The organism is Thiocapsa marina 5811, from assembly GCF_000223985.1.
Lineage (GTDB): Bacteria > Pseudomonadota > Gammaproteobacteria > Chromatiales > Chromatiaceae > Thiocapsa > Thiocapsa marina.
Map to the genome: position 1 here is coordinate 265,593 of NZ_AFWV01000001.1, position 23,919 is coordinate 289,511.

The 23,919-nt window shown below is 65.5% G+C and carries 19 protein-coding genes and 1 pseudogene; 14 read left to right on the forward strand and 6 right to left on the reverse strand.

Annotated elements, in window-relative coordinates:
* The first annotated feature begins 91 nt into the window (after positions 1–91).
* The 12 genes from THIMADRAFT_RS01130 (at position 92) to THIMADRAFT_RS01190 (ending at position 15,497) form a co-directional block, all read left to right on the forward strand.
* The gene (locus THIMADRAFT_RS01130; protein ID WP_007191106.1) at positions 92–1,072 is read left to right on the forward strand and encodes a hypothetical protein; all 981 of its coding nucleotides are present in this window, start codon (positions 92–94) and stop codon (positions 1,070–1,072) included.
* A 27-nt stretch (positions 1,073–1,099) separates the two neighbouring features.
* Positions 1,100–1,831: a hypothetical protein gene (locus THIMADRAFT_RS24295; RefSeq protein ID WP_007191107.1), complete on the forward strand. Its 732-nt coding sequence runs from the start codon at positions 1,100–1,102 to the stop codon at positions 1,829–1,831.
* Positions 1,832–1,870: 39 nt separating this feature from the next.
* A complete protein-coding gene (locus THIMADRAFT_RS01140) occupies positions 1,871–3,163 on the forward strand; it encodes a hypothetical protein (protein ID WP_007191108.1) in 1,293 nt (430 codons plus the stop codon).
* 16 nt (positions 3,164–3,179) lie between these two features.
* Positions 3,180–5,489 carry a hypothetical protein gene (locus THIMADRAFT_RS01145; RefSeq protein WP_007191109.1) on the forward strand — a complete coding sequence of 770 codons (2,310 nt, stop codon included), beginning with the start codon at positions 3,180–3,182 and terminating at the stop codon, positions 5,487–5,489.
* 77 nt (positions 5,490–5,566) lie between these two features.
* On the forward strand, positions 5,567–6,670 hold the full coding sequence (locus THIMADRAFT_RS01150) for a hypothetical protein (protein WP_007191110.1): 1,104 nt from the start codon (positions 5,567–5,569) through the stop codon (positions 6,668–6,670).
* Between the two features lie 23 nt (positions 6,671–6,693).
* A complete protein-coding gene (locus THIMADRAFT_RS01155) occupies positions 6,694–7,536 on the forward strand; it encodes a hypothetical protein (RefSeq protein WP_007191111.1) in 843 nt (280 codons plus the stop codon).
* 59 nt (positions 7,537–7,595) lie between these two features.
* Positions 7,596–8,558 carry a DUF4438 family protein gene (locus THIMADRAFT_RS01160; RefSeq protein WP_139052646.1) on the forward strand — a complete coding sequence of 321 codons (963 nt, stop codon included), beginning with the start codon at positions 7,596–7,598 and terminating at the stop codon, positions 8,556–8,558.
* Between the two features lie 213 nt (positions 8,559–8,771).
* Positions 8,772–9,350 (forward strand): hypothetical protein, encoded by a 579-nt coding sequence (locus THIMADRAFT_RS24300; RefSeq protein WP_007191113.1) that lies wholly within the window; start codon positions 8,772–8,774, stop codon positions 9,348–9,350.
* 4 nt (positions 9,351–9,354) lie between these two features.
* Positions 9,355–10,191, forward strand: a complete 837-nt coding sequence (locus THIMADRAFT_RS01175; protein ID WP_007191114.1) for a trypsin-like serine peptidase — start codon at positions 9,355–9,357, stop codon at positions 10,189–10,191.
* Positions 10,192–10,219: 28 nt separating this feature from the next.
* On the forward strand, positions 10,220–11,071 hold the full coding sequence (locus THIMADRAFT_RS24305; RefSeq protein WP_007191115.1) for a class I SAM-dependent DNA methyltransferase: 852 nt from the start codon (positions 10,220–10,222) through the stop codon (positions 11,069–11,071).
* A 188-nt stretch (positions 11,072–11,259) separates the two neighbouring features.
* Entirely contained in the window at positions 11,260–11,673 is a 414-nt protein-coding gene (locus tag THIMADRAFT_RS01185) for a response regulator transcription factor (protein WP_007191116.1), read from the forward strand.
* A gap of 428 nt (positions 11,674–12,101) precedes the next feature.
* Entirely contained in the window at positions 12,102–15,497 is a 3,396-nt protein-coding gene (locus THIMADRAFT_RS01190) for a transglutaminase family protein (protein WP_007191117.1), read from the forward strand.
* 153 nt (positions 15,498–15,650) lie between these two features.
* On the opposite strand, the gene THIMADRAFT_RS01195 is transcribed toward THIMADRAFT_RS01190, so the two are convergent.
* The 3 genes and pseudogenes from THIMADRAFT_RS01195 to THIMADRAFT_RS28340 all read right to left on the reverse strand — a co-directional run.
* The gene (locus THIMADRAFT_RS01195; protein ID WP_007191118.1) at positions 15,651–15,941 is read right to left on the reverse strand and encodes a HigA family addiction module antitoxin; all 291 of its coding nucleotides are present in this window, start codon (positions 15,939–15,941) and stop codon (positions 15,651–15,653) included.
* 13 nt (positions 15,942–15,954) lie between these two features.
* Entirely contained in the window at positions 15,955–16,236 is a 282-nt protein-coding gene (locus THIMADRAFT_RS01200) for a type II toxin-antitoxin system RelE/ParE family toxin (RefSeq protein WP_007191119.1), read from the reverse strand.
* Positions 16,237–16,731: 495 nt separating this feature from the next.
* A pseudogene (locus THIMADRAFT_RS28340) lies at positions 16,732–16,831 on the reverse strand (pilin); the annotation flags it as partial.
* A 507-nt stretch (positions 16,832–17,338) separates the two neighbouring features.
* Here THIMADRAFT_RS28340 and queF point away from each other — a divergent pair.
* Both queF and THIMADRAFT_RS01215 read left to right on the forward strand, forming a co-directional pair.
* Positions 17,339–17,728, forward strand: a complete 390-nt coding sequence (gene queF / locus THIMADRAFT_RS01210; RefSeq protein ID WP_007191121.1) for a preQ(1) synthase — start codon at positions 17,339–17,341, stop codon at positions 17,726–17,728.
* A 35-nt stretch (positions 17,729–17,763) separates the two neighbouring features.
* The gene (locus THIMADRAFT_RS01215) at positions 17,764–19,071 is read left to right on the forward strand and encodes an FGGY-family carbohydrate kinase (protein ID WP_007191122.1); all 1,308 of its coding nucleotides are present in this window, start codon (positions 17,764–17,766) and stop codon (positions 19,069–19,071) included.
* 9 nt (positions 19,072–19,080) lie between these two features.
* On the opposite strand, the gene THIMADRAFT_RS01220 is transcribed toward THIMADRAFT_RS01215, so the two are convergent.
* The 3 genes from THIMADRAFT_RS01220 to hisC form a co-directional block, all read right to left on the reverse strand.
* Entirely contained in the window at positions 19,081–21,153 is a 2,073-nt protein-coding gene (locus THIMADRAFT_RS01220) for a sensor domain-containing protein (protein WP_007191123.1), read from the reverse strand.
* A 723-nt stretch (positions 21,154–21,876) separates the two neighbouring features.
* The gene (locus tag THIMADRAFT_RS01225; RefSeq protein WP_007191124.1) at positions 21,877–22,749 is read right to left on the reverse strand and encodes a prephenate dehydrogenase; all 873 of its coding nucleotides are present in this window, start codon (positions 22,747–22,749) and stop codon (positions 21,877–21,879) included.
* The gene (gene hisC / locus THIMADRAFT_RS01230; RefSeq protein ID WP_007191125.1) at positions 22,746–23,858 is read right to left on the reverse strand and encodes a histidinol-phosphate transaminase; all 1,113 of its coding nucleotides are present in this window, start codon (positions 23,856–23,858) and stop codon (positions 22,746–22,748) included. Before hisC ends, THIMADRAFT_RS01225 begins: the two co-directional genes overlap by 4 nt.
* Positions 23,859–23,919 lie beyond the last annotated feature (61 nt).

The window sequence follows — 23,919 nt, forward strand, 5'->3', positions numbered from 1 at the left end:
CCTTGTCGATCCCCTTGTCGATCGAGATACGGGGGGTCCGCTTCCGAAGGATTCCTGAACATCCGAGAAACCTCGATGAGGAGGCAGCGCCATGGGTGCATTCGAAGACGATCTCTACGACGACTTCGCAGCCGCAGAGGCTGAAGGGGCCGCATTGATGGGCGACGAGCTCGAAGACCTCGGTATGGACGACTTCGAGGACGACTTCGAGGATGACTTTGCCGAGGGCATGGAGGCGGAGGCCTACGACGACGAGTCCTACTTCGACCTCGAGGCGATGGACGACTTCGAGGCGTACGACGAATTCGACGATGGATTCGACGGCTACGAAGACGACTACGAGGACGCCGAGAATGCGCTCGAGGACGTCATGGCCTACGCGCTGGGCGCTGAGGATGCCGACGAATTCTTTGGACGTTTAATCAAAGGGCTGAAGAAGGTCGGCGGGCGCGTGTTCAAGGCCGTGCGCCGTGCGGCCCCCATGGTCGGTAACATCGCCCGCGGCGTGTCCCAAGTGGCCAGCCTGATCCCGCACCCCTACGCCCAGGCCGTCGGTGGCGTTGCCGGTCTGGTTGGCCAAGGCGCCAACCTGGTGCAGCGTCTCCGGGCCGAGGGTGCCAGCGAGGAAGAGGCACTCGACGCCTTCGCCGAATTGGCCGCACGGGATCCGCGAGCCCTGCCGATCGTCGCCGGCCTGACCGCACGCACGGTGCTCAAGTCCAAGGCCGCCCGACTCTCGCCGTCGGCCCGCAAACAGGTCGTTAAACAGATGACCCGTGCCGCGAAGAGCCTCACCAACACACGCGGACCGGCCGCTGTTCGGGCGATGCCAAAGATCGCCAAGAGCGTGAAGCGAACCGCCGCGGCCAAGGCGGCATCTCCGGCAACCGCGGTGAAGGCGGTGCGGCGCACCGCAGCCAAGGTCGCGCGCAGCCCGGCCATGACCCGAAAGCTCGCCCGGCCTTCCCCGGTCGCGCGGCAGCGGATCTCGACCGTGGTGCGTAAGCGAACCGTCCGCCCGCGCACCTACGTCATCCAAGGTCCGGCCCGCATCACCATCAGCGCCGCCTGAGCCGCTCGAACCGGCAGGAGAACCGCCATGTACGATGCTTACGACCTGCTCGAAGCCGATGCCTTCGACGACTGGGATGCCGGTTTGGACTTCGACGTGTTCGACGAGGACGACCTCTTCGAGGATGACGAATTCCTCGGTAGCGCTTGGGGCTGGTTGACCCGACCGGGCTCCGTGCAGCGGCGCGTCGCCCTGAATGCCGCACGCGGTGCGATCCAGGGCACCGGAACGGCAGCCGGAACTGCCATTGGCCTGGGTCTCGGCGGTCCCGGGGGCGCCTTGGCCGGTGGAATTCTCGGCAACACCGTCGGCGGCGGACTATCGGGGCTCCTCCCTGATCAGATGGATCAGTTCGCGGCCCTCGCCGCAGAGGCCGAAGACGAGGCCGAGGCCGAGGCATTCTTGGGCGCACTCGTGCCCTTGGCCGCCCGCCTGATCCCCCAAGCCGGTCAGGCCATCATGCGGGTGGCGCCGCAACTCATCCGGGGACTCGCGGGAACCGCGCAAGCCGTCCATGCCAACCCGGCGGCTCGGCAGCTGCTGCGCACGGCCGGCACGGTGGTACGTAAGACAGGGGCGGATATCGCGCGGCAAGTGGCGCAAGGTCGGCCCGTGACCGGTCAAACCGCGGTCCGGCAACTCGCGCGCAACACCTATCGCACCATGGCCGATCCACGGCAAGTACGACGCGCGGCCGCGCGCGCGGCTCGGCCGACGCGCGGGATGCGTCGCCGTTGCGTGCGTTGGGCTTACCAATAGGGACGCCAGCAACCCGGCCGCTCGAGCGGAGACACGACGATGACCATGCCCGCAACGGTACGACCCTTCCTGCAGGACAAGGTCCGCACGCTGATCGCGAGGGCGCGTCGTCTGTCGAACCTCACGCCCGAGCGGGTCGGGTTACGGGCGCAGGATCGACCCTACGCCCCCTCGGCAGCGCATTTCGCGGCTGCCAATCGGCGGCTGCGCGAGATCGACCGGCAGGTCGCGGCACGCGCGGCGTTCCTGAAACAGCACTGGCGTGCATCCTCGCCTCATCGGGTGCTGGTCTATCTGGCCCTGGTGGAACGCGAGATCGACCGCGCACGGCGTGCATTCGGCATGTTTTTCGAGGTCTTCAGCCAACGCGGATCGGCCTTTGCACCGGCGCTGGCGGCTCATGACGCCATCGCCATGGACTGCTACGCCGCCGTGCGCCGTGCCGCGCCCCTGGTCTTTCGCGGACCCCTGCTGAAACCTCTGACCTATATGGAGCACGGCTACTCGCCCGCGACCACGCGCCGCGGCATCGCACTGTCTCGGCTGCTCGGCGAGCCCAACCCCTTTCCGTTGATCCGCATCCCGTGGGATCGAGACAACCCCTGGCAGGCGGTCTTCCTCCATGAGGTCGCGCACAACCTGCAGGCCGACCTGGGGCTCTGGCAGGAGAACCAGGATGCCGTCGTCCGACGCCTGGCGCGGACCAACGCGCCCGCCCTGGTCGGGAGCATCTACCGGCGCTGGCACAAGGAGATCTTCGCGGACTTGGCCGCCCTCCTCCTCGGCGGACCGGCTGCGGCCTGGGGCATGCTGGACTTCCTCGCCCATCCTGTTCAACGGACGGTGACCTACCAGCCGGGCGGCGCGCATCCGACCGGGTATCTGCGCGCGCTGATCCTTGCCGAGATGTTGGCGCGGATGGGATTCGACGCCGAGGCCGGTCGGGTGCGCGAGGTCTGGAAGACCCTGTATCGGCTCCCGCGCGGCCACCGCATCCCCTCGGCCCTGCTCTCGAGCGCGGACGGCGTGATCCCCGCCGTGGTCGACGAGGTCGCCTTCCAAACCCGGCGCGGGCTGGCGCAGCGGGCGCTGGCGGACGTCATCCTCTTCCGCAGGGAGGACGAGCGCGCCATCCGCGACGGCGCCAAGGCGCTGGCGAACAATCGGATTCCGGCCGATCTGCCGCCGCGTTTCCTGGTCAGCGCCAGCCGCTACGCACTGGGGATGGGCGCCTCGGCCGGCCCGCTCTCCGACCTCGTCATCCGACATCTATCTAGACCGGCCAAGGCCCCGAGCGCCGTCGCACACGACCCACTGCCAATCGCCGCTTGAGCATCGAGGTGAGACCATGAGCCAACAGACCAACACCAGTGCGCTCCCCGCCGAGCGCTCGCAGGCGGCCGTCGCCTTGGACAACCTGATCCGCCGACACCTGCGCGTCAGCGACCCGCGTGACCCGGAGGCCATCTCCAACGCACTGCGCGAGCGGTATGTGGACGAGCAGGCCGCGCTGGATCAAGAAGCGGCCGGGCTGCCGTTCTTCAAGGTGACGCGGATCGAGACCCGCGCTCCGGTCGAAACCTCGACCTCCGTAGAATTGAAGCAGGCCCGGGACGATGTCTCGCGTGACCTCGACGCCTTGGTCGGTCACGCCCTGCTGAAGAATGTCCACCCGGAGCTGCGCGGCTGGGCTCAACACATCCGCCAGTCGGTTGCGGAAGGCGTCAACGCTGCCCGCTTCGCCCTCGATCCCTGGCAGCGTGATCAGGCGATGGCGACACGTCGGCTGTTGGGTGACTACGCCCGGATGGCCCGATTCGTCGGCGCTCTGACCCCGGGAATGGGCCACCAGTATCGCAGTCTTGCCAAGAGCCTCGACGAGGTCGCCAGCGTCATCCTTGTCACGATCGGCGAGACCATTGCCCAAGCGGGTTTCGGTGGCGGTCGTTTTCTGCTCCAGGCCCCGGCGAGCGAATTACAGGCTCGCCGCGACGCCGTCATCAACAGCTTGCGCAACCTCATCGGCAGCCGGCACGCCGTCCTGGAGCAGGACGAGTGGGCCTATGGTCAGCATGCCTTGCGTCAGGTGATGGAATATCTCGACGGCAGCGGGCTCACCGAGCTGCGCCCCTTGTTCCAAGAGAACCATGTCGCGCGCGTGCTGGACGAGCTCGTGCATTGGGCCACGCGCGGCAGCGCCGAGGATCTGCGCGCACTCGGGGCGACAGCCCAGCTGACCTTGGGCCGTTTCCGCCGGCTGATCATGATCACCAAGAATATTCCCGACCCGCCCGCACCGCCCTTCTCGGCCTATCTGGACGCCATCCGTTCCTTTTTGGACGCCTTCAGCAGCGGCGCCGGCTATCGCCTGCTCTATATCGCACGACCCGCGATCGCCCACTACGGGCTCTACGGCATCGGTGGCCCGGACGCGCCGTCGCAACGCATGCTCAAGTTGACCGCGTTGCGGGGACAGCTCGCACAGGCACTCGACTGCTATCTGGGCTGCGAGTGCGGATCCGACCCTGTCCGTTGCCAAGTCTTGCTCGATAAGGTCCTGTACGACGTCGACCGCGCCATCGATCTCTATGTGATGGGAACCGATCCGAAAGGAAAGGGAACGGCGGAACAGCGTGCCGCGTCGTTCGGTTTCGTAATTGACCAGCTCTTGAAGGACACGACTGAATTCGGAAGCATTCATCTACAAGAACAGTCGTATTTCGACTACAACAGCAACGAAGACCAAAAGACCTGTGTTCAACTGAGATGTGTACCGCCGAAATCGGATCTATACAAGGACCTTGCGAATATTCGCAATTGTCTCTGGTGGCACTGCTCGCCAACCGAAGAGAATACGCAGCCAACACCATTCAAAGCATCCGCGCTTCAACTTATGCGCGAAGAGCTGTGTTTACAGCGTGATGCCGAGGCGCAGTGGGAGAACCTGCTGCATACCATGGCCCCGACTTGTTTCAACTGGGGCACCAAGCTAGATAAGTGCACGGTGTCGCCGAGCAACAGCGCGAAGGGTGACATCGAAGATCCCCGCGGACTCTTGGTCCCGACGCAGGACTTAGTTGAGGCGGCAATCTGCGCGATCGAGCAATCGCTCGGCGAATCGCCACCGGTACACTGCGGCGATCTAGAATTTGGATTCCCCGAAACGGTTGCTCACGCGATTGGTGAACTGTCCGGCGCACGCCGCCCCGACGCGACCCGTTACGGAGAGACCTTTGCCGAGCCGGCCGCCAAATATCTGAGAGAAGGTCTTAGATTGACGAAGCGCCAGGTAGGCGCGCAGATCATCCTCGCGATGCCAGACAATATCACCGCCGACGACGAGAATCTGTTAATTGGGAGATTGAAAGCGTTGTTTGGCTTTTCAACTCAGGCCACTAAAGTTCCGGCGCAGCGGTATACGATAGTCGCCGACAATCTTCAACTGCAGAAGGCTCAGGAAATCGTCGAGCAAGCAAATCTCGATATGAAACAAAAGCTCTTCTTTGTTAGCCGAATCCTTGATCGCGAGTCCGATAGTTGTTGCGCCCCGGTCAAGAGTGAGAACCCAGAACAGCAGAAGAAGCCAAGGGCGAGCCAAAGATCGTCGCAACCGTCGTCTGCGTCTCCTGGATCTCCAAAGCAGCAAAACGAGAAATAACTTTGAGAGCGCGCCCTCGCATCCGAGCCTTGCCGCACCATCACGCAGCGGTCCGCAGCCTTAAGAGGTAGGAGACCATGGCCTACGAAAACTACGAAACCATCACCCGCCTCTGGCAGCGCTTCCTGCGTGAGCAGCTCGAGCAGTTGCCGCCGGAGGAACGCAAGAACCTCGAAGGCGAGTTCGAGAAACGCTTCGGCGAGCTCCAGAAAGGGGCGTCCGGCGATTCCAGTCTCGGCTTCGCCGACCTGATCGGCTTCGGTGCGAAGGGTGTTCTTCCCTTCGGGGAACTGCCCTACGCGCATCTGGTGCCGGATTTCGACGAGTCGGTGATCCCGAGCCAGCTCCACGCCGCCGCCGAGCTGTATTTCATCTATCAGCACGAGCGTATGAAGGCATTTCAGGTGGCCGACGTGCTGCGCCAGCTCTTTCAGCTCGGGCGGATGCGGGTGCAGCGCGGGCCGGGTGCGCGGGCGCTCTACATCCTGGAGAAATGGAAGCCGCTGCGCTATGCGTTGCGCGATCGCATGATCGCCTATCGGCGGGTGTTCAACTACGGCAGCGCACCGGCGCCGGCCGGGGCGGTGGTCAACCAGGGCTTCCACCGGCAGCTCGTCGCCTTCATGGCGGCGATGGCTCAGTATTTCCGGGATATGACCGTCGGCGAGGTGATCCGTGGCTCGCAGGACATCGACGACCGACCCTTCGGCAATCTGGCCAGCATTCAGCGGCTCGGCACCGACCTGCGTTTCGCGTTGGACCGCGCGAGCTACGGCAACATCCTGGCGCTGACCCACGAGACGGGCCACTACCTGAGCACCCTGCTCGACCTCTTCGATCAGCCCGACATCAAGAAGGCGTTCGACGCCAACACCAAGTGGGACGTGATCGAGGTCGTCTCGAACCGTCATCTCGGCGGTATGGCGGAGCTCTCGCAGCGCGCCAAGATGGCCGAGAGCGGCCGGCGCATCCTGCAGTGGATCGCGGATCAGGACTTCGAGACGACCGCCGACCCGCTTGTCTTCCGCTCCGAAGCGCGGCCCTTCGGCGCGCACGCCGAGGCCTGGATCGCCGCTTACCGGATGACCGCCGAGGGCCGCGCCTTCCCGGGTGTCGGCAGCGCCATGCGCTCGACCCTGGGGCTGAAGACGCGCAAGCCCTCCCTGGCGCTCGCCTCCTAAGTGCCTGACACCGGAGCTGCGCCATGGGTCCGCTCCCGCCGTTTCAGGTCACGGTCGACACCAAGGGCTGGCTGTGCGTCCTGGATTTGCGGCTTGCCTTGGCGCGCCACGGACCCATGCTGGCGTTGCGCCTCGCCGAGGAGTTGCGGGTCTGTCTGGTCCCCCGGCTGTGGTCGATCCTCGACAACACCACGCACTATCGGCTGCAGCCCCGGGATCTGCTGGCAGACCCCTTCGCGGATGCGCGCACGCCGATGCCGGATCCGGCCTCGCTGGACCAATGGGAGCGGGCACGGCTGGATCTCGGTCTCCCTGTCTTGAGACTCTACTGGGCGGGGGAGCGAATCGACGAGTCCTTCATGCCGAAGGAGGTCGATTCGCAGGTGATCCAACGCTTCGAGCGCTTCGGACTGGATCTGGAGCAGCGTCTGCTCGGGACCGCGCCGGATCTCGAGCCGGCCGTGCCGCTGTTGGGCGGCGCGCTGGATGCGACCGCGCTGGCGGCGGCCATGAGCCGCTACCGCCCATTGATCCTGACCTTGGCCGAGCCGAGCGACGAGGCCCCGGCGCTCTGCCGCTTGCTCGCCGCCTGCGGGATCGACTGCCGCAAGGTCGACTCCGAGCAGTCCCGCCCGCTGCGCCGGCAGTTGACGCCATTGCTCGCGCGCAGCGGTGCTCTGGAGCTCTGCTGGAGCGGTCTCGACCTCGCCGTCGTGCATCTCGTGGCCCCGCGCGCCTTCCTGAGCGAAGCGCTCGACGCGGCGGATCCCGACCTGGAGACCGACCTGGGGTCGTCCTCCGGCGAGGGCGACCGGTTCGACGATGTTTGGCAGGACGCCAGCGCCTTCTGGTATCGACTGCCATGAAACACCCCCCACTTGCACCGCCGTTGCCCTCGACCCGCCGCCGGGCCGGCACGCCGTCGATGAATCTTAAGGAACTGGTCATGGTCGCGGTCGCCGGCGAGATCGTCCCGCCGACCCAGGGCAGCAGCCCCTACCGGATCGGCCGCGACGGGGTGCCGCGCGTGGTGCCGGGGCCGGGCGGGATCGTGATCAGCCACCGCGTCGGGGATCCGTGCGTCGGCCTCGCGGCCGATCACCTCGAGCCGGGCGTCGCGGTCGAGAGCCGCCAGCGCGCCCTCAAGGGGAAGCCGAATGCAGCCAATCTGGCGCTGAACACCTACGCCTGTGTGGGCAACGCGGCGCGCGTGCTGACCGGCCCCTGCACGGATCAGAAGGGCACGGTGACGGGCAAGCACGGCGGCATCGACCACGTCCTGGTCGACTTTCCGGATTCGGTCCTGCGGCGTCTGCGCATCGGCGACCGGATTCAAATCTACTCGCACGGTCTGGGGCTGCGGCTGCCGGAGCATCCCGAGTTGACGCTCTACAACTGCTCCCCGCTGCTGATCCGCCGCTGGGGATTGCGCTCGGCGCCGGACCGGTTGAGGGTGCCGGTCACGCATCTGCTGCCCGCCGGGATCATCGGTTCCGGGATCGGTCGCGACAATAGCTGTCGCGGCGACGGAGACATTCAATTGTCCGATCCGCAGGTGCGCCGACGCTTTCGACTCGATCGCCTTCGCTTCGGCGACCTGGTGGCGATCCGGGGTGCCGACCATCGCTACGGGCGCACCTTGCGGCCCGGCTATACGACGATCGGCGTGGTCGTGCACGGCGACAGTCTCAAGAGCGGGCATGGACCCGGGGTGGTCAGCCTCATCACCGGACCGGCGCGCTCGCTCGAGCCGGTGCACGAGGCGAACGCCAATCTGGCGAGGATTCTCGATCTGCGCAAGGAGGGGCAGATCGGGCGTCGACCGGAGCCGGGGCGCACGATCGGCGCATCGGATCGGCTGGACCGGCTCGCCTCGGCATTGATGTGAACGCTGCTCCGGACGCAACCTGGCCGGACGCCCTTGCCAATCAGGCAGCGGGCGGCTCCACGCGGACCTGTGCTGAATTCGGTCGACCGGAGCCCGCTGGCCCGGGGGCCGATTGAAACCGGCGAACCCACAGACCGGTGCGCCGACTTGCGTCGTCCCCCGGGTACGCCGACTTCAGTCGGCTCTTCGTTCGACCGATCATTGGAGGCAACCATGACACAGAGTCAAGGCACGCAGGCACGACCCGCCGCCCGCAACCAGCGAGAACAGGATTGCGTCGATCTCGACGCCTTGGTGCTTGCCGAGATCGAATCCCTGATCGCTCGCCGCAAGGCCGCCCGCGAGCAGCCGCGGACGCACACGCCCCCGGCGCAAACACCCGCGCCCCGGGCTCGTGACACAACCGCACGGCGCGGCGGGAGGGTCGCCCCGCTTCGCACCCCGTCCGAACCCACATCCGAATGGACCGGAGAGTCTTTCGACGAGGACCCGGAAGCACTGTTCGCGGAGCCGCCACCGAATCCGGAGCAGGAACCCCAGGAGTCTCACCCAAGCCTCTTGAGCCCGGAGGAGGAGGCCTTCATCACCCGGGCGGTCGGCTTCCTGTCCCAGCGTGCGGAGGCCGACATCATCCTGAATCGCATCTGGGAGCAATTGACCGAGTTGGATCCCGAGGGCTACTACGAAGCCCCGCACGAGGGTTCGGATCCGCGACCCGGCGAGGCCCTCGCGAGGTCGGCGGGGAGCGGCGAAGTCGACACCGCCGCGACCGACGGCGCCCCCGAGGACTAAGGGCATGCTCGCGGAGCTGGATGCCTTCACGGCATTGGCCGAATCGGGCGAGCGCGACTATGCGCTGGTCGGCCCCGACGACAACCGGGTTCACGAGACCCGCACGCGGCGCTTTCCCTACAACACCATCTGCCATCTCGGGCGCGACTTCGGCGACGGCCTGTGGCGCGGGTGCAGCGGCGCGTTGATCGGACCGCGCCACGTCCTGACCGCGGCGCACTGCCTCTACAGCCTGAAGCTGCAGCGCCCGCCCGTGCGTGTGCGCGTCGCTCCGGGGCGAGCCGATCGCGACCGGTTCCCGTTCGGCACCCAACTGGCGATCGAGGGCTATGTGCCGCGAGGCTTCATCCAGGCACGCTCGACCTCTGCCCGTCGACCCTACGACTATGGCCTCGTGGTGTTGCCCCGGCCCTTCCCCGGGATCACGCGCTTCCTTCCGTTGCGGGTCTTGACCGATGCACAGTTGAAACGGCTCGAATCGGGTGCGCCCCTGACGGTCGCCGGCTACCCGGCCGATCGCCCGATCGGCAGCCTCTGGTGGCACAGCGAGCGGCTGCGTCGCTTCACCCCGCAGCGCCTGCTCTACACGGTGGATACCTGTCCGGGTCACAGCGGCAGCCCGATTTGGGCAACCCTCGCCGGCGTGCCCGCGGTCGTCGGGATTCATACCTCGGGGATCCTCGACGAGCGTGGTCGCTCCTATGGTTGCGCGAAGGGCACCATCCTGGCGCCGCCCGGTAGATTGAACAGCGGCGTGCGCGTCACCGCGGAGGTCGCCGCGAACCTACGCGATCCCCGGCGAGCCCCGGCGGGCCGATCGCCGATGATCCGGGTGCTCTGACCTCGGGTGCCCGGCTGGATCGTGCGCCATGATTCGCGACCTCGATGCCCCGCGGGGGCCGAACGCCCGCACAATCGCGCACCATCGCATCCCGCCGTATGCGAGCTTGGCGGCCGATTACGACGCGCTCGTCGGGGACGCGCTGTTCCCGGTCATACGCAGGAGCTTCGATGCCTGTGTCCGCCGACTGGGCTTGCGTTTCCGGAGCATCGCCGACATCGGCTGCGGAACCGGGCGCTTTTTGGGCGACCTGCTGCGCCGCTACGACGTGCCCATGATCGGGGTCGACCGCTCACCGCAGATGCTCGAGGTCGCCGCGAGGCGATTGCGGGGCCCGGGGGTGGTGCTCTTGCGGCAGGACATGCGCCGCCTATGTCTACCGTATCCGGTCGACCTCATGACCTGCAACGGCGACACCTTGAATTATTTGGTGACGATGGACGATCTTGTCGCGGCCTTGCGGGCCTGCCGCGAGAACCTCACACCCGGTGGATATCTGCTCGGGGATCTCCTGAGCGGCCGCCCGGCGGCGGAGGCGCACGGATCGGAGGATGTGCTGCTGGCGCCATCCGGTCTGACCAGCCGTTGGCGCGCAACCTGCGGCGGGCCGCCGGGAACGACACGAGTCGAGATTCGTTTCGGTCGGCGCGGGGAGGCACGCGAGGTCCATTTACAGCGGTGGCACAGCCTCGCCGACATCGAGGCGGCAGCTCATCGGGCCGGGCTGCGCCTCGTCTCGGCGGAACCGCTTCTGATGGAGGCAGGCCATCGAAAGCGCGCAGCTTGGCTGAAGATCGCGATCCGTCGGGCCGGTGCGCCGCGACGATTGGACCGCGGCGCGACGACCGCACCGACACGACACTATGGGGGACGTCTCTGAGAGCCCCTCGGGCAGACACTCGGCAACGGCCGTTAGTCGGGACGCGGGCCAGCCAAGCCGGGTTTTGGGACATGCGTCGGCCGCCCTATGCTATTTTCTGCGTACGCTCGAATGCACGATAAGAAGATCTCGTCCCCGGGACGCATGGCGACGTTCAACCTGATCCACGTCAGGACGGAACCCATGTTATGAAGGCAATCGACGAGTTCACCATCGCGGACACCCGATGCCGGGTGGTCCCTGCGGTCGGCACGGACGACGAGGAAGGCGGCGAGCTCCGCGCCCGGGCCTGCTGTGGAACGGAGGCCGCGCAGATCATCGGGAAATGCTCGCTGAATGGCCGCCGCTATCTCATCCTGATCGACGCGCGCGCGTCTCCGCCGGAACCGAAGGACAGGGTCGGGATCCTCGAACGCTTGACCCAGCGCGAGCTTCAGGTCGCCATGCTGGTCAGCAAAGGCTTGGTGAACAAACAGATCGCCGATCGGCTGCACCTGCGCGAGTGTACCGTTTCATCCTACATGCGCCGCATCTTCTTGAAGTTGGGCGTGCGCACGCGCGCGGCGATGGTCGCGCGGGTGATCGCGGAATTGGGGGAATGACCCGTAACGATGCTTGCGCCGCGCCTGCGATGCCGCGAGTCCGCACCAAGTCAGCGCACGACCGACCCGACAAGACCCCGCTCGGCATCAATATCAGGCCATTTCGCCTGCCCTTCGAGCCCGACTGAAGGACCGCACCGCGTCCGAGCCCCGACGATCGCCGGCCAGCGCGGCGCAGCCGGGGGCCAAGGTCAACCCATAGCACAAGACAGCGCCGACGTTTTGTGGGATCGTTGGCACCTGAATCGAACCCGTCGGTCACACTCAGGAACGATGTTTGCTTTCCGGCTACCAGGATGCGCCGCCCGACGGCAGGACACCCACGCCCCGATCCATATTTCGTCTTCCGACCGAGCCTCGCGAGCGCAAGCGCCGCAGGGCGATCGTCCACTTCGAACCCCGACACTTCAGTTAGGAACCCAGCCCCGATGTCGATCCTCGTCGCCATTAACCATAAGACCGAATACCGCTTCGACCGCTCGGTGAACCTTGCACCGCATGTCGTTCGCCTGCGCCCGGCACCGCACTGCCGCACGCCGATCCGTTCCTATTCGCTGAAGGTCGAACCCGCCGAGCATTTCATCAACTGGCAGCAGGACGCCTTCGGCAACTACCTGGCACGGCTGGTCTTTCCCGAGAAGGCCAAGACGCTGACGGTCGAGGTCGACGTGATCGCCGAGATGATCACGATCAACCCGTTCGACTTCTTTCTCGAAGACTACGCCTTCTATTATCCCTTCGAGTACGAGCCCGACCTGCGCAAGGAGCTGGCGCCCTACCTTGAAGTGACGGAGAGCGGACCGCTGCTGACCGAATGGCTCTCGGCCGTGGACCGGACCAAGCGCGAGACGGTCTACTTCCTCGTCGATCTGAACCAGCGTCTCCAGCAGGACATCAACTATGTCATCCGCATGGAGGTCGGGGTGCAGACCTGCGAAGAGACCCTGACCCGGCGTCTGGGCTCCTGCCGCGATACGGCCTGGCTGCTGGTGCAGATCCTGCGCCACCTGGGTCTGGCCGCGCGTTTCGTCTCCGGTTATCTGGTGCAGTTGACGGCGGACGTGAAATCGCTCGACGGACCGTCCGGTCCGGAGGCCGACTTCACCGACCTGCACGCCTGGGCCGAGGTCTATGTGCCGGGTGCCGGCTGGATCGGGCTCGACCCGACCTCCGGTTTATTTGCCGGCGAAGGTCACATCCCGCTCGCCTGCTCCCCGGCACCGCGCAGCGCCGCACCCATCACGGGCGCGACGGACAAGTGCGAGGTCGAGCTCTATTTCCACAACGAGATCACGCGCATCCACGAGGACCCGCGCGTCACCAAGCCCTACACCGACGAGCAGTGGGCCGCGATCGAGTCGCTCGGCCATCAGGTCGATGCCGAGCTCAAGGCCAACGACGTGCGCCTGACCATGGGGGGCGAGCCGACCTTCGTCTCGATCGACGACATGGACGGTGCGGAGTGGAACATCGCCGCTCTCGGCCCGACCAAGAAGATCCTGGCCGAGGACCTGATGCTGCGCCTCAAGCGCCACTTCGCGCCCGGCGGGCTTCTGCACATCGGACAGGGCAAGTGGTACCCGGGCGAGCAGCTGCCGCGCTGGGCGTTGTCCTGTTTCTGGCGCAAGGACGGACAACCGGTCTGGCGCAACCCGGAGCTGTTCGGCCTGGAGAACACACAATACGGCCACGGACCTGCCGAGGCCGAGATCTTCGTGCGCACGCTCGCCCGTCACCTGGGGGTGGATCCGAGCTTCGCGTCGGAGGCCCATGAAGACGTCTTCTATTACCTCTGGAAAGAGGCGCGTCTGCCGGCGAACGTCGACCCGCTCGACAACAAGCTCAAGGATCCCAACGAGCGCAAGCGTCTAACGCGGCTCTTCCAACAGGGTCTGAACCGCGTCGCGGGCTATGTGCTGCCGCTGCGCTGGTGGGGATTCGGTGCCGAGGGGCGCTGGAAGAGCGGGCGCTGGACCTTCCGCGACGGCAACCTCTTCCTGATCCCGGGCGACTCGCCGATGGGCTTCCGCCTGCCCCTGGATGCCCTGCCCTACATCCCCGAGGGCGAGCTGGATACGGTCCCCGAGCGCAACCCCTTCGAGGCGGTCACCCCGCTGCGATCGCCCTTCGACGAGGTGGCGCGCCGTTACAGCCGCGTGGTCGAGCCGGCCCAAGCGCCGCAGACCATCCGTGAGCAGGGCCACCGGCCGCAGGATCTCGCCGCCCGCTACGGGCGCGTGGCGCCGCTGGACGAGTCGCATCAGTCGGTTCACCCGCAGGTCGCGCTCCCGGATGACCTGCATCCGGACCTGATCCGCACCGCGCTCTGCATCGAGCCGCGCGAAGGTCGGCTGTACTGCTTCATGCCGCCGCTGACCCATCTCGAGCATTGGCTGGATCTGGTGCTCTGTCTCGAGGACACGGCCGCCGAGCTCGGGATGCCCATCATCATCGAGGGCTATGAGCCGCCGCGCGACCATCGGCTTCAGAAGCTGGCGGTCACGCCCGATCCCGGCGTCATCGAGGTCAATATCCATCCGTCCGAGAACTGGGACGACATGGTCCGCGACACCCAGATCCTCTACGAAGAGGCACGCCAAGCCCGGCTCGGCACCGAGAAGTTCATGCTCGACGGGCGCCACACGGGCACCGGCGGCGGCAACCACGTCACCCTCGGCGGCCCGACCCCGGCGGACAGCCCGCTCCTGCGCAAACCCGATCTGGTGCAGAGCCTGATCGGCTATTGGCAGCATCACCCGAGCCTGTCCTATCTCTTCTCGGGGATGTTCATCGGCCCGACCAGTCAGGCCCCGCGGGTCGACGAGGCACGCGACGACCGGCTCTACGAGCTCGACATCGCCTTCCAGCAGATGCCGCCCGGCGAGGTGCCGCAGCCTTGGGTTGTCGATCGGGTGCTGCGCAACCTGCTGACCGACGTCACCGGCAACACCCACCGCACCGAGTTCTGCATCGACAAGCTCTACTCGCCCGACAGCGCCTCCGGGCGTCAGGGCTTGGTCGAGTTCCGTGCCTTCGAGATGCCGCCGCACGCCCGCATGAGCCTCGCCCAGATGCTCCTGCTGCGCACCCTGGTCGCGCGCTTCTGGAAGGAACCCTACCGTCGCAAGCCCGTACGCTGGGGCACCGAGCTGCATGATCGTTTCCTGCTGCCCCATTTCGTGCGACAGGACTTCAACGACGTCATCTGCGATCTGCAACGTGCCGGCTATCCCTTCGATCCGGCCTGGTTCGATCCCTTCTTCGAGTTCCGTTTCCCGCACTACGGGGATCTCGTCACCGAGAACGGGATCGACATGGAGCTGCGCGCGGCCATCGAGCCTTGGCATGTCCTGGGCGAGGAGGTTACGGCGCAGGGCACGGCCCGCTTCGTCGACAGCTCGGTGGAGCGGATGCAGGTGAAGGTCAACGGCATGGTCGGCGACCGTCATGTGCTCGTGTGCAACGGCCGGCGTGTCCCGCTTCGCCCGACCGGACGCAAGGCCGAGTTCGTCGCCGGGATCCGCTTCAAGGCATGGAGCCCGCCGTCCGGTCTACACCCGACGATCCCCTCTCACAGCCCGCTGCTGTTCGAGATCGTCGACCTGTGGAACCGCGCAAGCCTGGGTGGCTGCACCTACTATGTCGCCCATCCGGGCGGTCGCAGCGAGAGCAACTTCCCGGTCAACAGCTACGAGGCGGAGAGTCGGCGTATCGCCCGCTTCCGGCTGATGGGACACACGCCAGGGCCGATCGACCCGCCGCCGCACGAGCCGGCGGGGGAGCATCCCTATACGCTGGATCTGCGTTACACGCCGGGGTGTTGAGCTAAACCGCGTCCGGAGTGGACAACAGGGCTGCGTTGAAAGACGCAGCCCTGTGCATGACGAGGGATCCGCGCTGGACGCGGTTTAGAGGTTGTGAGGATCACCAAGTCGTAAAGTCATCGGCACCGCTGTTCCGGCACACGGCAGGCACAATCAGCCAACGCGCGCGATTCGGTTCATCTCGTCGCTCAGTGCATCGCTTGCCTGTTCAAGATCGTATTTGCTCTGCAAAGACATCCAGAATGCCGGGGTCGTGCCGAAGTAGCGACCAAGCCGCAATGCCATATCGGCGCTGATTCCTTGAGCACCGGCGAGAACAGCGTCAAGGCGCCTAGCCGGGATGCGCAGGTCCGCTGCCGCGCGTTCAGGATCGATGCCAAGCTCGTTCAGGAACTCCGACAGGTGCTCGCCGGGGTGAACAGGTGCGATGTCGCGTATGGGCATGGTGGTAAAGGCCTCAGTGATAATCCGTGATCTCGACCTCGACGGCATCGCCGTCGCGCCAGACAAAACAAATCCTCCACTGGTCGTTGATGCGGATGCTCCACTGCCCGGCGCGGTTTCCGACCAACGCCTCGAGACGGTGAGACGGCGGCAGGCGCAGATCGTCCAATGCCGATGCCGCATCGATGCGGTCGAGTCGCATCTTGGCGCGACGCTGGATCTCCGGCGGGAACCGCCGCGAGCGCCGGCCTTGGGCGATCAACTCGGTTTCTTTGCAGCGGAACTCCTTGATCATGCCACGGATTCTCATGCGTCCCCGTGGGCGGCGTCAACTCGGAACCGTCCACGCGAATGACCATACCGTCAGTCTGGATGACGCGGGTTAGATGGCTTAAAGATCACCAACTCGCAAATTCAGTGGATTCGCCGTTCCGGCACACGGCAGGCACAAAGGGATACCGCGCAGGGTCTTCGTTGACGACGCAGCGAAAACGAACACCGCCGTCAGTGCCCTTTGCCTGGAGGTGAAGGCCGATGTCGACACCGCCGGTAAGCTTAGAATCTATGGTGCGCAAGACTAGGTTTCCGCAGCGATTAGGGAGGCAGGGCTTGACCTGCCACTCGATGTCGCTCCACAGGTCACTCTCGAACCCGAAGACATTCTCGAAATCCGCACCGTCTCCATACTGATCGGCGCCGCCTTCATTGCTCCATCCAAAGTCAGCCAACACCGCCGGCATCGAGCCTGTCGACGTATAGTGTTCCACGATTACAGGCTTGGCACCGGACAGCAGCCCAAGGCCCTCCGCAACCCGCGCCCGGACCACATAGTTCTGATACGCCGGCACGGCGAGTGACGCCAAGATCCCGATGATGGCCACGACGATCATCAGCTCGACGAGCGAGAATCCGCCCGCTCGATCATATTCGAGGCGACGCAAACCCTTCCGCTCAGGCCGATGCAAGCGCGACAAAACCTCCATGCTCCGCTGCAGTTCGCGCGGGGGCAAACCGAGGGCTACGAGGGCGCTGACCCGGCATCGGGAAGCCATCTTGAATCTCCATAGTTCCGAAGGACTCGGGCACGATGTACGACGTTCGACACTCGAAATGCAATTCCGGGACCACGCGCAAACACCAACGATGAGCTGGGATGACGCATGTCGAGATCGAACGCGCAGCGCCCTTAAGTAACGCTTTCGGGTGTTGTATCGCAGTTCGGATCGAGAATAGTGTCTCGCCCGCGCCCACGAGGAAGCGCTCGAATCGGCACCTGCGGCGTGACCCGCAGCGCGCCGCACCCGTGCGGCATGGTAATCTTTAGCGGTCACTTTACACCTGAGCGATCGCCCTCGGCGGCGATCATCAGGCGACCTGTTTATCGGAGACCAAGCACCATGTCCACCGCCCCGAGCCGTGCGCTCGAGACCTTTCCCAACCCCCAGCCCGAGCGTGACTACAGCATCCGGATCCAGATCCCGGAGTTCACCTGCCTGTGTCCCAAGACCGGCCAGCCCGACTTTGCCGAGCTGACCTTGGAGTATGTCCCGGAGGCGCGTTGCGTGGAGCTCAAGGCCCTGAAGCTGTACGTCTGGACCTATCGTGACCAAGGTGCCTTTCACGAGGCAGTCACCAACGAGATCCTCGGCGACCTGGTCGCTGCGACCGAGCCGCGCTTCATGCGCCTGACCGCCGCCTTCAATGTCCGCGGAGGCATCTACACGACGGTCGTCGCGGAACATCGCGCCGCCGGTTGGCGTCCCGCGGATCCCGTCCAACTCCCCTGACCTCGGTCGATCTCCGGCGGGCAATTCAAGCCGCGATGAACCCGATCACACGCCCGACATCCGATCGGATTTGGGTCGGCATCGATCTCGGCACGTCCGGGTGTCGCGCGGTGGTGATCGATGAAGCCGGCAGGGAGCTGGCTTCGGCACGTACCCCGCTTGCCGCGCCGCTGAACCCTGCTCCCGGTCAGTACGAGCAGGATCCCGAGCTCTGGTGGAAAGCTGTGCTCGCCGCCCTGACGGAGCTCGCAACCGCACTGCCGGGGCGGGCGCCGGTTTCCATCTGTGTCGATGCGACCTCCGCGACACTTCTGCTGGCAAGAGCGGACGGCAAACCCTGCGGCCCGGCCCTCATGTACAACGACCGCCGCGCCGTAACGGAAGCCGACCTGATCGACCGGGCGGCCCCGACCGAGAGCCCGGCACGCGGCCCGAGCGCGAGCCTCGCCAAGCTCGTCCATCTCAGCGGACGATACCCGCGTGACAGCGCCGCTCTGGCGCTGCACCAAGCGGACTGGATCATCGGGCGCCTGACCGGGCACCCTGGTGTGACCGACTGGAACAACGCCTTGAAGCTGGGTTACGACGCCGAGCGTCTACGCTGGCCGGATTGGGTGTCGGCGATCATCCCGGACGGGATCCGACTGCCGAAGGTCGTCGCGCCCGGTGATCCGATCGGGTCCCTCGACGCAGGGCTCGCGAATCGGCTCGGCTGGCCATCGAGCGTTCAGGTTCTTGCCGGGACTACGGACAGCACGGCCGCAGTGATCGCCGCCGGGGCGCAGGAGCCCGGCGATGCGGTCACCAGCCTCGGGAGCACGCTGGTGCTGAAGATCCTCTCGGAGCGTCCCGTGACGGCATCGGCCTACGGGATCTACAGCCATCGCTTCGGCGACGCATGGCTGGTCGGAGGCGCCTCAAACAGCGGCGGCGCGGTCCTGCGCAGGTCTTTCAGCGACGCCGAGATCGTCTCGCTCAGCCTCGACATCGATCCCGAGCGCCCATCCGGCCTCGACTATTACCCGCTCCTCGGACCCGGCGAGCGCTTCCCGAGGAACGACCCCGACCTGACACCCCGTCTCTCGCCGCGACCGAGCGAGCCGCGGGACTTCCTGCATGGTCTACTGGAAGGCATCGCCCGCATCGAGGCGGAGGGCTACGGCCGGCTTGCCGAGCTGGGCGCACCGCCGCCGCGACGGATCGCAAGCATCGGAGGAGGCGCGATCAATCCGACCTGGACCGCCATGCGCTCGCGTCTGCTGGGCATCCCGGTGACGAGCGCCGCGCATCAGGATGCCGCTTACGGCGCTGCCTTGCTGGCACTGCATCGAAGAGAGCAATGACCGGATCCTTCAGCTCGGATCCGAGGGGGGCCCGAAGAGATACCCTGAGCCCCACTCGACACCCAGCTCGACGAGCCGCTGCAAGGTGTCCTCGTCCTCCACTTGCTTGGCGATAGTCGTGATGCCGAGGTCCTGCGCGGAGTGCTGAATCGTGGCCAGGATGGAGCGCGCGCGCGCGGATTCGCTGGCCAACCGAACGAGATTCGCATCGAGCTGAATAAAACTGACCGGCAGATGGATCAAAAAGCGAAACGACGAGGCCTCTCCCCCGTAGTCGCTCACCGCGATCTTGCATCCCAAATCCAGCAAGGGCGCGAGCGCACGCGCGACCTGCTCCATCTCGGCCGTAATCTGCCGCTCGCTGAGGGTCAGGACGACAGACGGCGCACCGTTCGACGAAGAGGATATGCCGTCGAGCTCGCGCGCCAAGGTCTTCAGGATGTCCGGATGGCGGACGAGGTCTCCCGACAGGTGCACGAAGTCGAACAGGGGCTTTGAAGCCGTGTCGCCGGAGACCTTCAACCGGGCCGCAGTCGCACTCAGGAGCATGCTGTCGATCCGATGCAGCAGGCCCAGTTGCCCGGCGATATCGATGAACGAGGATGCGGCGAGGACCCGACCGTCCGCGGCGACGATGCGGGCCAAAGACTCTTCGGCGACGACACGGCGATCATGCAGATCCACAATCGGCTGAAACGCCGGGAGGATGCGTGCTGTCTGCAGCGCGGACTGCACCAAGACGGCCATCGAGACCGCGTAGACGCCGCTGTCGTGACCGTCGTAACAGATCCGGTTTCGCCCCCCGTTCTTGGCACGATACAGGGCCATATCCGCTCGCGCCAAGACGTCTCTCGGGTCGCCTTCGTCGGAATGACAGGTCGCGAAGCCAATGCTCAGGGTCACGCGAATCTCTTGGCCTTTGATCTCGAGCGGTTGCGCAGCCACACTTTCGCGGATGCGCTCGAGCGCGGTTCGTGCCTGCACCTCGTTCGTTTCGGGCAGCGCGATCACGAATTCTTCGCCACCCCAACGTCCCAGACAGTCGGCTTGCCGCACCTCCCGACGCAGTATCTCCGAAACCCACTTCAACACCTCGTCGCCGACACCGTGACCATAGGCGTCGTTGACGAGCTTGAAGTGATCGAGATCCAAGATCGCCAGACAACAGGGCCGACCCGAACGCAAGCCCTGCACGTGAACCCGCCGAACAGTCTGCCAGACCCCGCGTCGATTCAGCAGGCCCGTCAGCTCGTCGTGATCGACGAGATACTCGAGCTTCAGCTCCGCGACCTTGCGACGCGTCACATCCGTGTGGGTGCCGGCGATCCGCAACGCCCGACCGTCCGAGTCCCGCTCGTAGACGCGCGCCCGGTCCTGGATCCAGACCCAGTGCCCGTCGCGATGGCGCATTCGGTATTCCGCCTCGAAACGATCGCTGTCGCCATGCGTGGCGCGCTCGTACAGACCCTGGACCCGATCCCGGTCATCCGGATGCACCATGTCGATCCACGTCTGCGGATCGACGTCGAGCTCACCCTCCGCATAACCGAGCGTGGACAGATAGCGTGCATCGACCGACATCTGTACCGGCGACAGGGAGGCCGCATACAGACCGATTTCGCCGCCCTCCACGGCAAGCTCGAACTGCCGTGTCGCTGCCGCCAATGCGGCCTCGGCCTCTTTGCGCTCGGTCACGTCCCGACCGACACCGATGATCGCCGAGACCTGTCCGTCGGGATCCAGGACCGCGGTATCGGACCACGCCAGCCACCGCCAGCCGTCAACGGTCAGGGCCCGTTGCTCGATCGTGCAGGTATGCGGGGGCTCCCGAAGTTTCGCCATCGCCTCCGCGGTTGCCGCTCGGTCGTCCTCATGCACCAGCGGCATGAAGGCATGTCCGATCAACTCTTTCTTGGTTCTGCCGAAGGTACGGCAGTAACTCGGGCTGACGAACAGGAAACGACCATCCGGAGCGACCTTGACCACGAGGTCGGTCTGATTCTCGATCAGCAGGCGATAGTCTTCCTCGGGCGTCTCGTCCACGCCCTGCATCAATGTCTGCTCGGCCTTGTCTTGGGTCATGGACCGGATCGCATTGGGATAGGCTCGGGGGCGCGCGTCGGGTGATCGGGCCGCGATCGACCGGAGACGTCCCGCTGCGTGTCGTGTGTGAGCCCGCCGGACGTTTCGAAGGCGATCGCGTCCGGCTCCAGCCAAACGCGAACCGCGCCCGGCACCGAGGCGGGATAACTGAAACGGGAGGTTAGCGCGACGCCGCCGCCAGGTCGAGCCCGAGCATCGGGCAGGCGCCCTAAACCGCGTCCAGAGCGACCTGCGTGATATTCATGTCGTGTCGGGCTCGAGGATGTTCCCGATTTTTTTCGAGACGTAGGTTAAAGTTTAATTTTTTTAATACGTTAAACCGCACCGGCTCCGACGCTCGCCGGAGCCGGCGCGGCCAAGCCACTCCAACAAACGACGCATAGGGTCCCGTGCGCGGCTTAAACCGCGCCCAGCGCGGTATGTGATGTTTTTGAATGATATCGGCCCCGGCGGACTTGACGACCGTCGGAGTCGGCGCGGTTTAAGATATTAAAAAATATTATATTTTAAACCGCGTCCACGCTAAGGGTCGTGGATGCACCAAACGTCGAGTTCACTCGAAAATGCGCATGTCGCTCTGGACGCGGTTTAGGCTCGACGTGAATATTCACACACCCCTACGGCGATCGGCCAAAGTCGGACCCGTCGGGTTCGTTGCGACTCAGCCATGGCATCGAGGGCGGCGGACGCGCGGACTCGGCATCAATCGCGCGGGGCAGCATCCACATAGCGATCGCGGGCCGCCTTGGCGCGCTCGAAGATGGCCAGCAGGCGTTCGCCGTCGGCGCTGCGAATACTCTCGGCGAGATCGGTCATCTCGATCCCGAAGCGCGCCAGCATCGCGCTCAGGGCCTCGCGATTGGCAAGACAGATGTCGCGCCACATCACGGGATTGCTGGAAGCAATCCGGGTGAAGTCCCGGAAACCTCCTGCCGCATAGCGGAAGATCTCGTCGTTCTCGCGCATGCGTGCCAGCGCGTCGACCAGCCCGAAAGCAAGCATATGGGGCAGATGGCTGGTGGCGGCGAGGACCTCGTCGTGATGGGCGACCGACATGCAGGTGACCTCGGCGCCGCAGGTCTCCCACATTGCGGTGACACGTGCGAGTGCATCGCTTTCGGTTTCCGGCAATGGGGTCAGGATCACGCGGCGCTGACGGTAGAGATCGGCAAAGGATGCCTCCACGCCGCTATGCTCCGTACCGGCGATCGGATGACCGGGGACCAGTCGCGGCGGCACCATGCCGAAGACGCCGCTCGCATCCGCAACCACGCTGCCCTTCACGCTACCGCCGTCGGTCACCACTGCATCGGGATCGAGCCGGCCTCGGATTGCCTCGAAAACGCCCCGCATGGCGCCGAGCGGAACCGAGACAAACACCATGTCCGCTCCCGTGACCGCCTCGGCGGGATCCTGCGTGAGCAGGTCCACGACACCGAGATCGCGCGCGCGCTCGAGGTTGGCAAGCCCGCGTCCGCAGCCGATGACCTGCCGCACGGCCCCGGCTTCACGCAGGGCTCGCGCGAGGGATCCGCCGATAAGCCCGACCCCGATGATCGCGAGCCGCTCGATCATGACGCGAGGACGTCCTCGAGTGCGGCGATGCAGCGTGCGTTTTCGGCCTCCAGACCGATGCTGATCCGCAAGTGATCGGGCAAACCGTAGTTGCCGACCGGACGCACGATGACCCCGCGCTTCAACAGCTCGTGATTCACCGGACCGGCCGGGCGGCCGAGGTCGACCGTAATGAAGTTGCCGACCGACGGGATGTACTCGAGCCCCAAACGTTTGAAGGCATCGAGGTACTGCCGCATCCCCGCTCGGTTGAACTCGACCGACGCGCGAACATGCTCGAGATCGCCGATCGCCGCGGCCGCGGCGGCCTGAGCGAAGGCGTTGACGTTGAAAGGCTGACGTACCCGATTGAGCAGATCCGCCACCCGCGGATCGCTGAGTCCGTAACCGACGCGCAGCGCGGCCAGCCCATGGGCCTTGGCGAAGGTCCGGGTCACGATCAGATTCGGAAACTGCTCGAGCCAGTGCGTGGCATCCGGAAAGTCGGGCTCGCCGACGTAATCCGTGTACGCCTCGTCGACCACGACGATGCAGGTCCGCGGCATGGACTCGATGAACGATTTCAGCGGCGCAGCCGCCAACCAGGTCCCGGTCGGATTGTTCGGGTTGGCGATCCAGACGACCCGGGTCTTGTCCGTGACGAGACGGGCCATCGCGTCGAGGTCATTGCCGTAATCGCGCGCCTTGGCGACCCGAGCGGCAGCGCCGACCGCCTGCGTCGAGATGGGATAGACCGCGAAGGCATGTTCGGAAAAGACCGACTCCACACCCGGATACAGGAAGGTCCGGGCGATCAGGTCGAGCACGTCGTTCGATCCGTTCCCGATGGTCACGGCGGTCTGCGGAACACCGTGGTACTCGGCGAGCACGCGCCGCAGCTCGAATCCACCGCCATCGGGATACCGACCGATCTCGCCCATCAGCGCGGCGATCGCCTCGCGCGCACGCGGACCGGGGCCCAACGGATTCTCGTTCGAGGCCAGCTTCACCGAGTCGCGAATACCGAGCTCGCGCTCGAGCTCCGAGACCGGTTTGCCCGGGACGTACGGGGTAAGGCCGGCGATCCCCGGGGCCGTGAGAGGAAGGAAGGGATTGTCTTGGACAGTCATGAGTGGCGATTCAGCTTCAGAGGTTTGATAGTTGGCGTTCCTCGGTCGACGGGTCAACCGA

Excerpts from the sequence above, each read along its gene's own strand:
- THIMADRAFT_RS01130 (WP_007191106.1), top strand. The coding sequence starts at position 92 with ATGGGTGCATTCGAAGACGATCTCTACGACGACTTCGCAGCCGCAGAG.
- THIMADRAFT_RS24295 (WP_007191107.1), top strand. The coding sequence starts at position 1,100 with ATGTACGATGCTTACGACCTGCTCGAAGCCGATGCCTTCGACGACTGG.
- THIMADRAFT_RS01140 (WP_007191108.1), top strand. The coding sequence starts at position 1,871 with ATGACCATGCCCGCAACGGTACGACCCTTCCTGCAGGACAAGGTCCGC.
- THIMADRAFT_RS01145 (WP_007191109.1), top strand. The coding sequence starts at position 3,180 with ATGAGCCAACAGACCAACACCAGTGCGCTCCCCGCCGAGCGCTCGCAG.
- THIMADRAFT_RS01150 (WP_007191110.1), top strand. The coding sequence starts at position 5,567 with ATGGCCTACGAAAACTACGAAACCATCACCCGCCTCTGGCAGCGCTTC.
- THIMADRAFT_RS01155 (WP_007191111.1), top strand. The coding sequence starts at position 6,694 with ATGGGTCCGCTCCCGCCGTTTCAGGTCACGGTCGACACCAAGGGCTGG.
- THIMADRAFT_RS01160 (WP_139052646.1), top strand. The coding sequence starts at position 7,596 with ATGAATCTTAAGGAACTGGTCATGGTCGCGGTCGCCGGCGAGATCGTC.
- THIMADRAFT_RS24300 (WP_007191113.1), top strand. The coding sequence starts at position 8,772 with ATGACACAGAGTCAAGGCACGCAGGCACGACCCGCCGCCCGCAACCAG.
- THIMADRAFT_RS01175 (WP_007191114.1), top strand. The coding sequence starts at position 9,355 with ATGCTCGCGGAGCTGGATGCCTTCACGGCATTGGCCGAATCGGGCGAG.
- THIMADRAFT_RS24305 (WP_007191115.1), top strand. The coding sequence starts at position 10,220 with ATGATTCGCGACCTCGATGCCCCGCGGGGGCCGAACGCCCGCACAATC.
- THIMADRAFT_RS01185 (WP_007191116.1), top strand. The coding sequence starts at position 11,260 with ATGAAGGCAATCGACGAGTTCACCATCGCGGACACCCGATGCCGGGTG.
- THIMADRAFT_RS01190 (WP_007191117.1), top strand. The coding sequence starts at position 12,102 with ATGTCGATCCTCGTCGCCATTAACCATAAGACCGAATACCGCTTCGAC.
- THIMADRAFT_RS01195 (WP_007191118.1), bottom strand. The coding sequence starts at position 15,941 with ATGCCCATACGCGACATCGCACCTGTTCACCCCGGCGAGCACCTGTCG.
- THIMADRAFT_RS01200 (WP_007191119.1), bottom strand. The coding sequence starts at position 16,236 with ATGATCAAGGAGTTCCGCTGCAAAGAAACCGAGTTGATCGCCCAAGGC.
- queF (WP_007191121.1), top strand. The coding sequence starts at position 17,339 with ATGTCCACCGCCCCGAGCCGTGCGCTCGAGACCTTTCCCAACCCCCAG.
- THIMADRAFT_RS01215 (WP_007191122.1), top strand. The coding sequence starts at position 17,764 with ATGAACCCGATCACACGCCCGACATCCGATCGGATTTGGGTCGGCATC.
- THIMADRAFT_RS01220 (WP_007191123.1), bottom strand. The coding sequence starts at position 21,153 with ATGACCCAAGACAAGGCCGAGCAGACATTGATGCAGGGCGTGGACGAG.
- THIMADRAFT_RS01225 (WP_007191124.1), bottom strand. The coding sequence starts at position 22,749 with ATGATCGAGCGGCTCGCGATCATCGGGGTCGGGCTTATCGGCGGATCC.
- hisC (WP_007191125.1), bottom strand. The coding sequence starts at position 23,858 with ATGACTGTCCAAGACAATCCCTTCCTTCCTCTCACGGCCCCGGGGATC.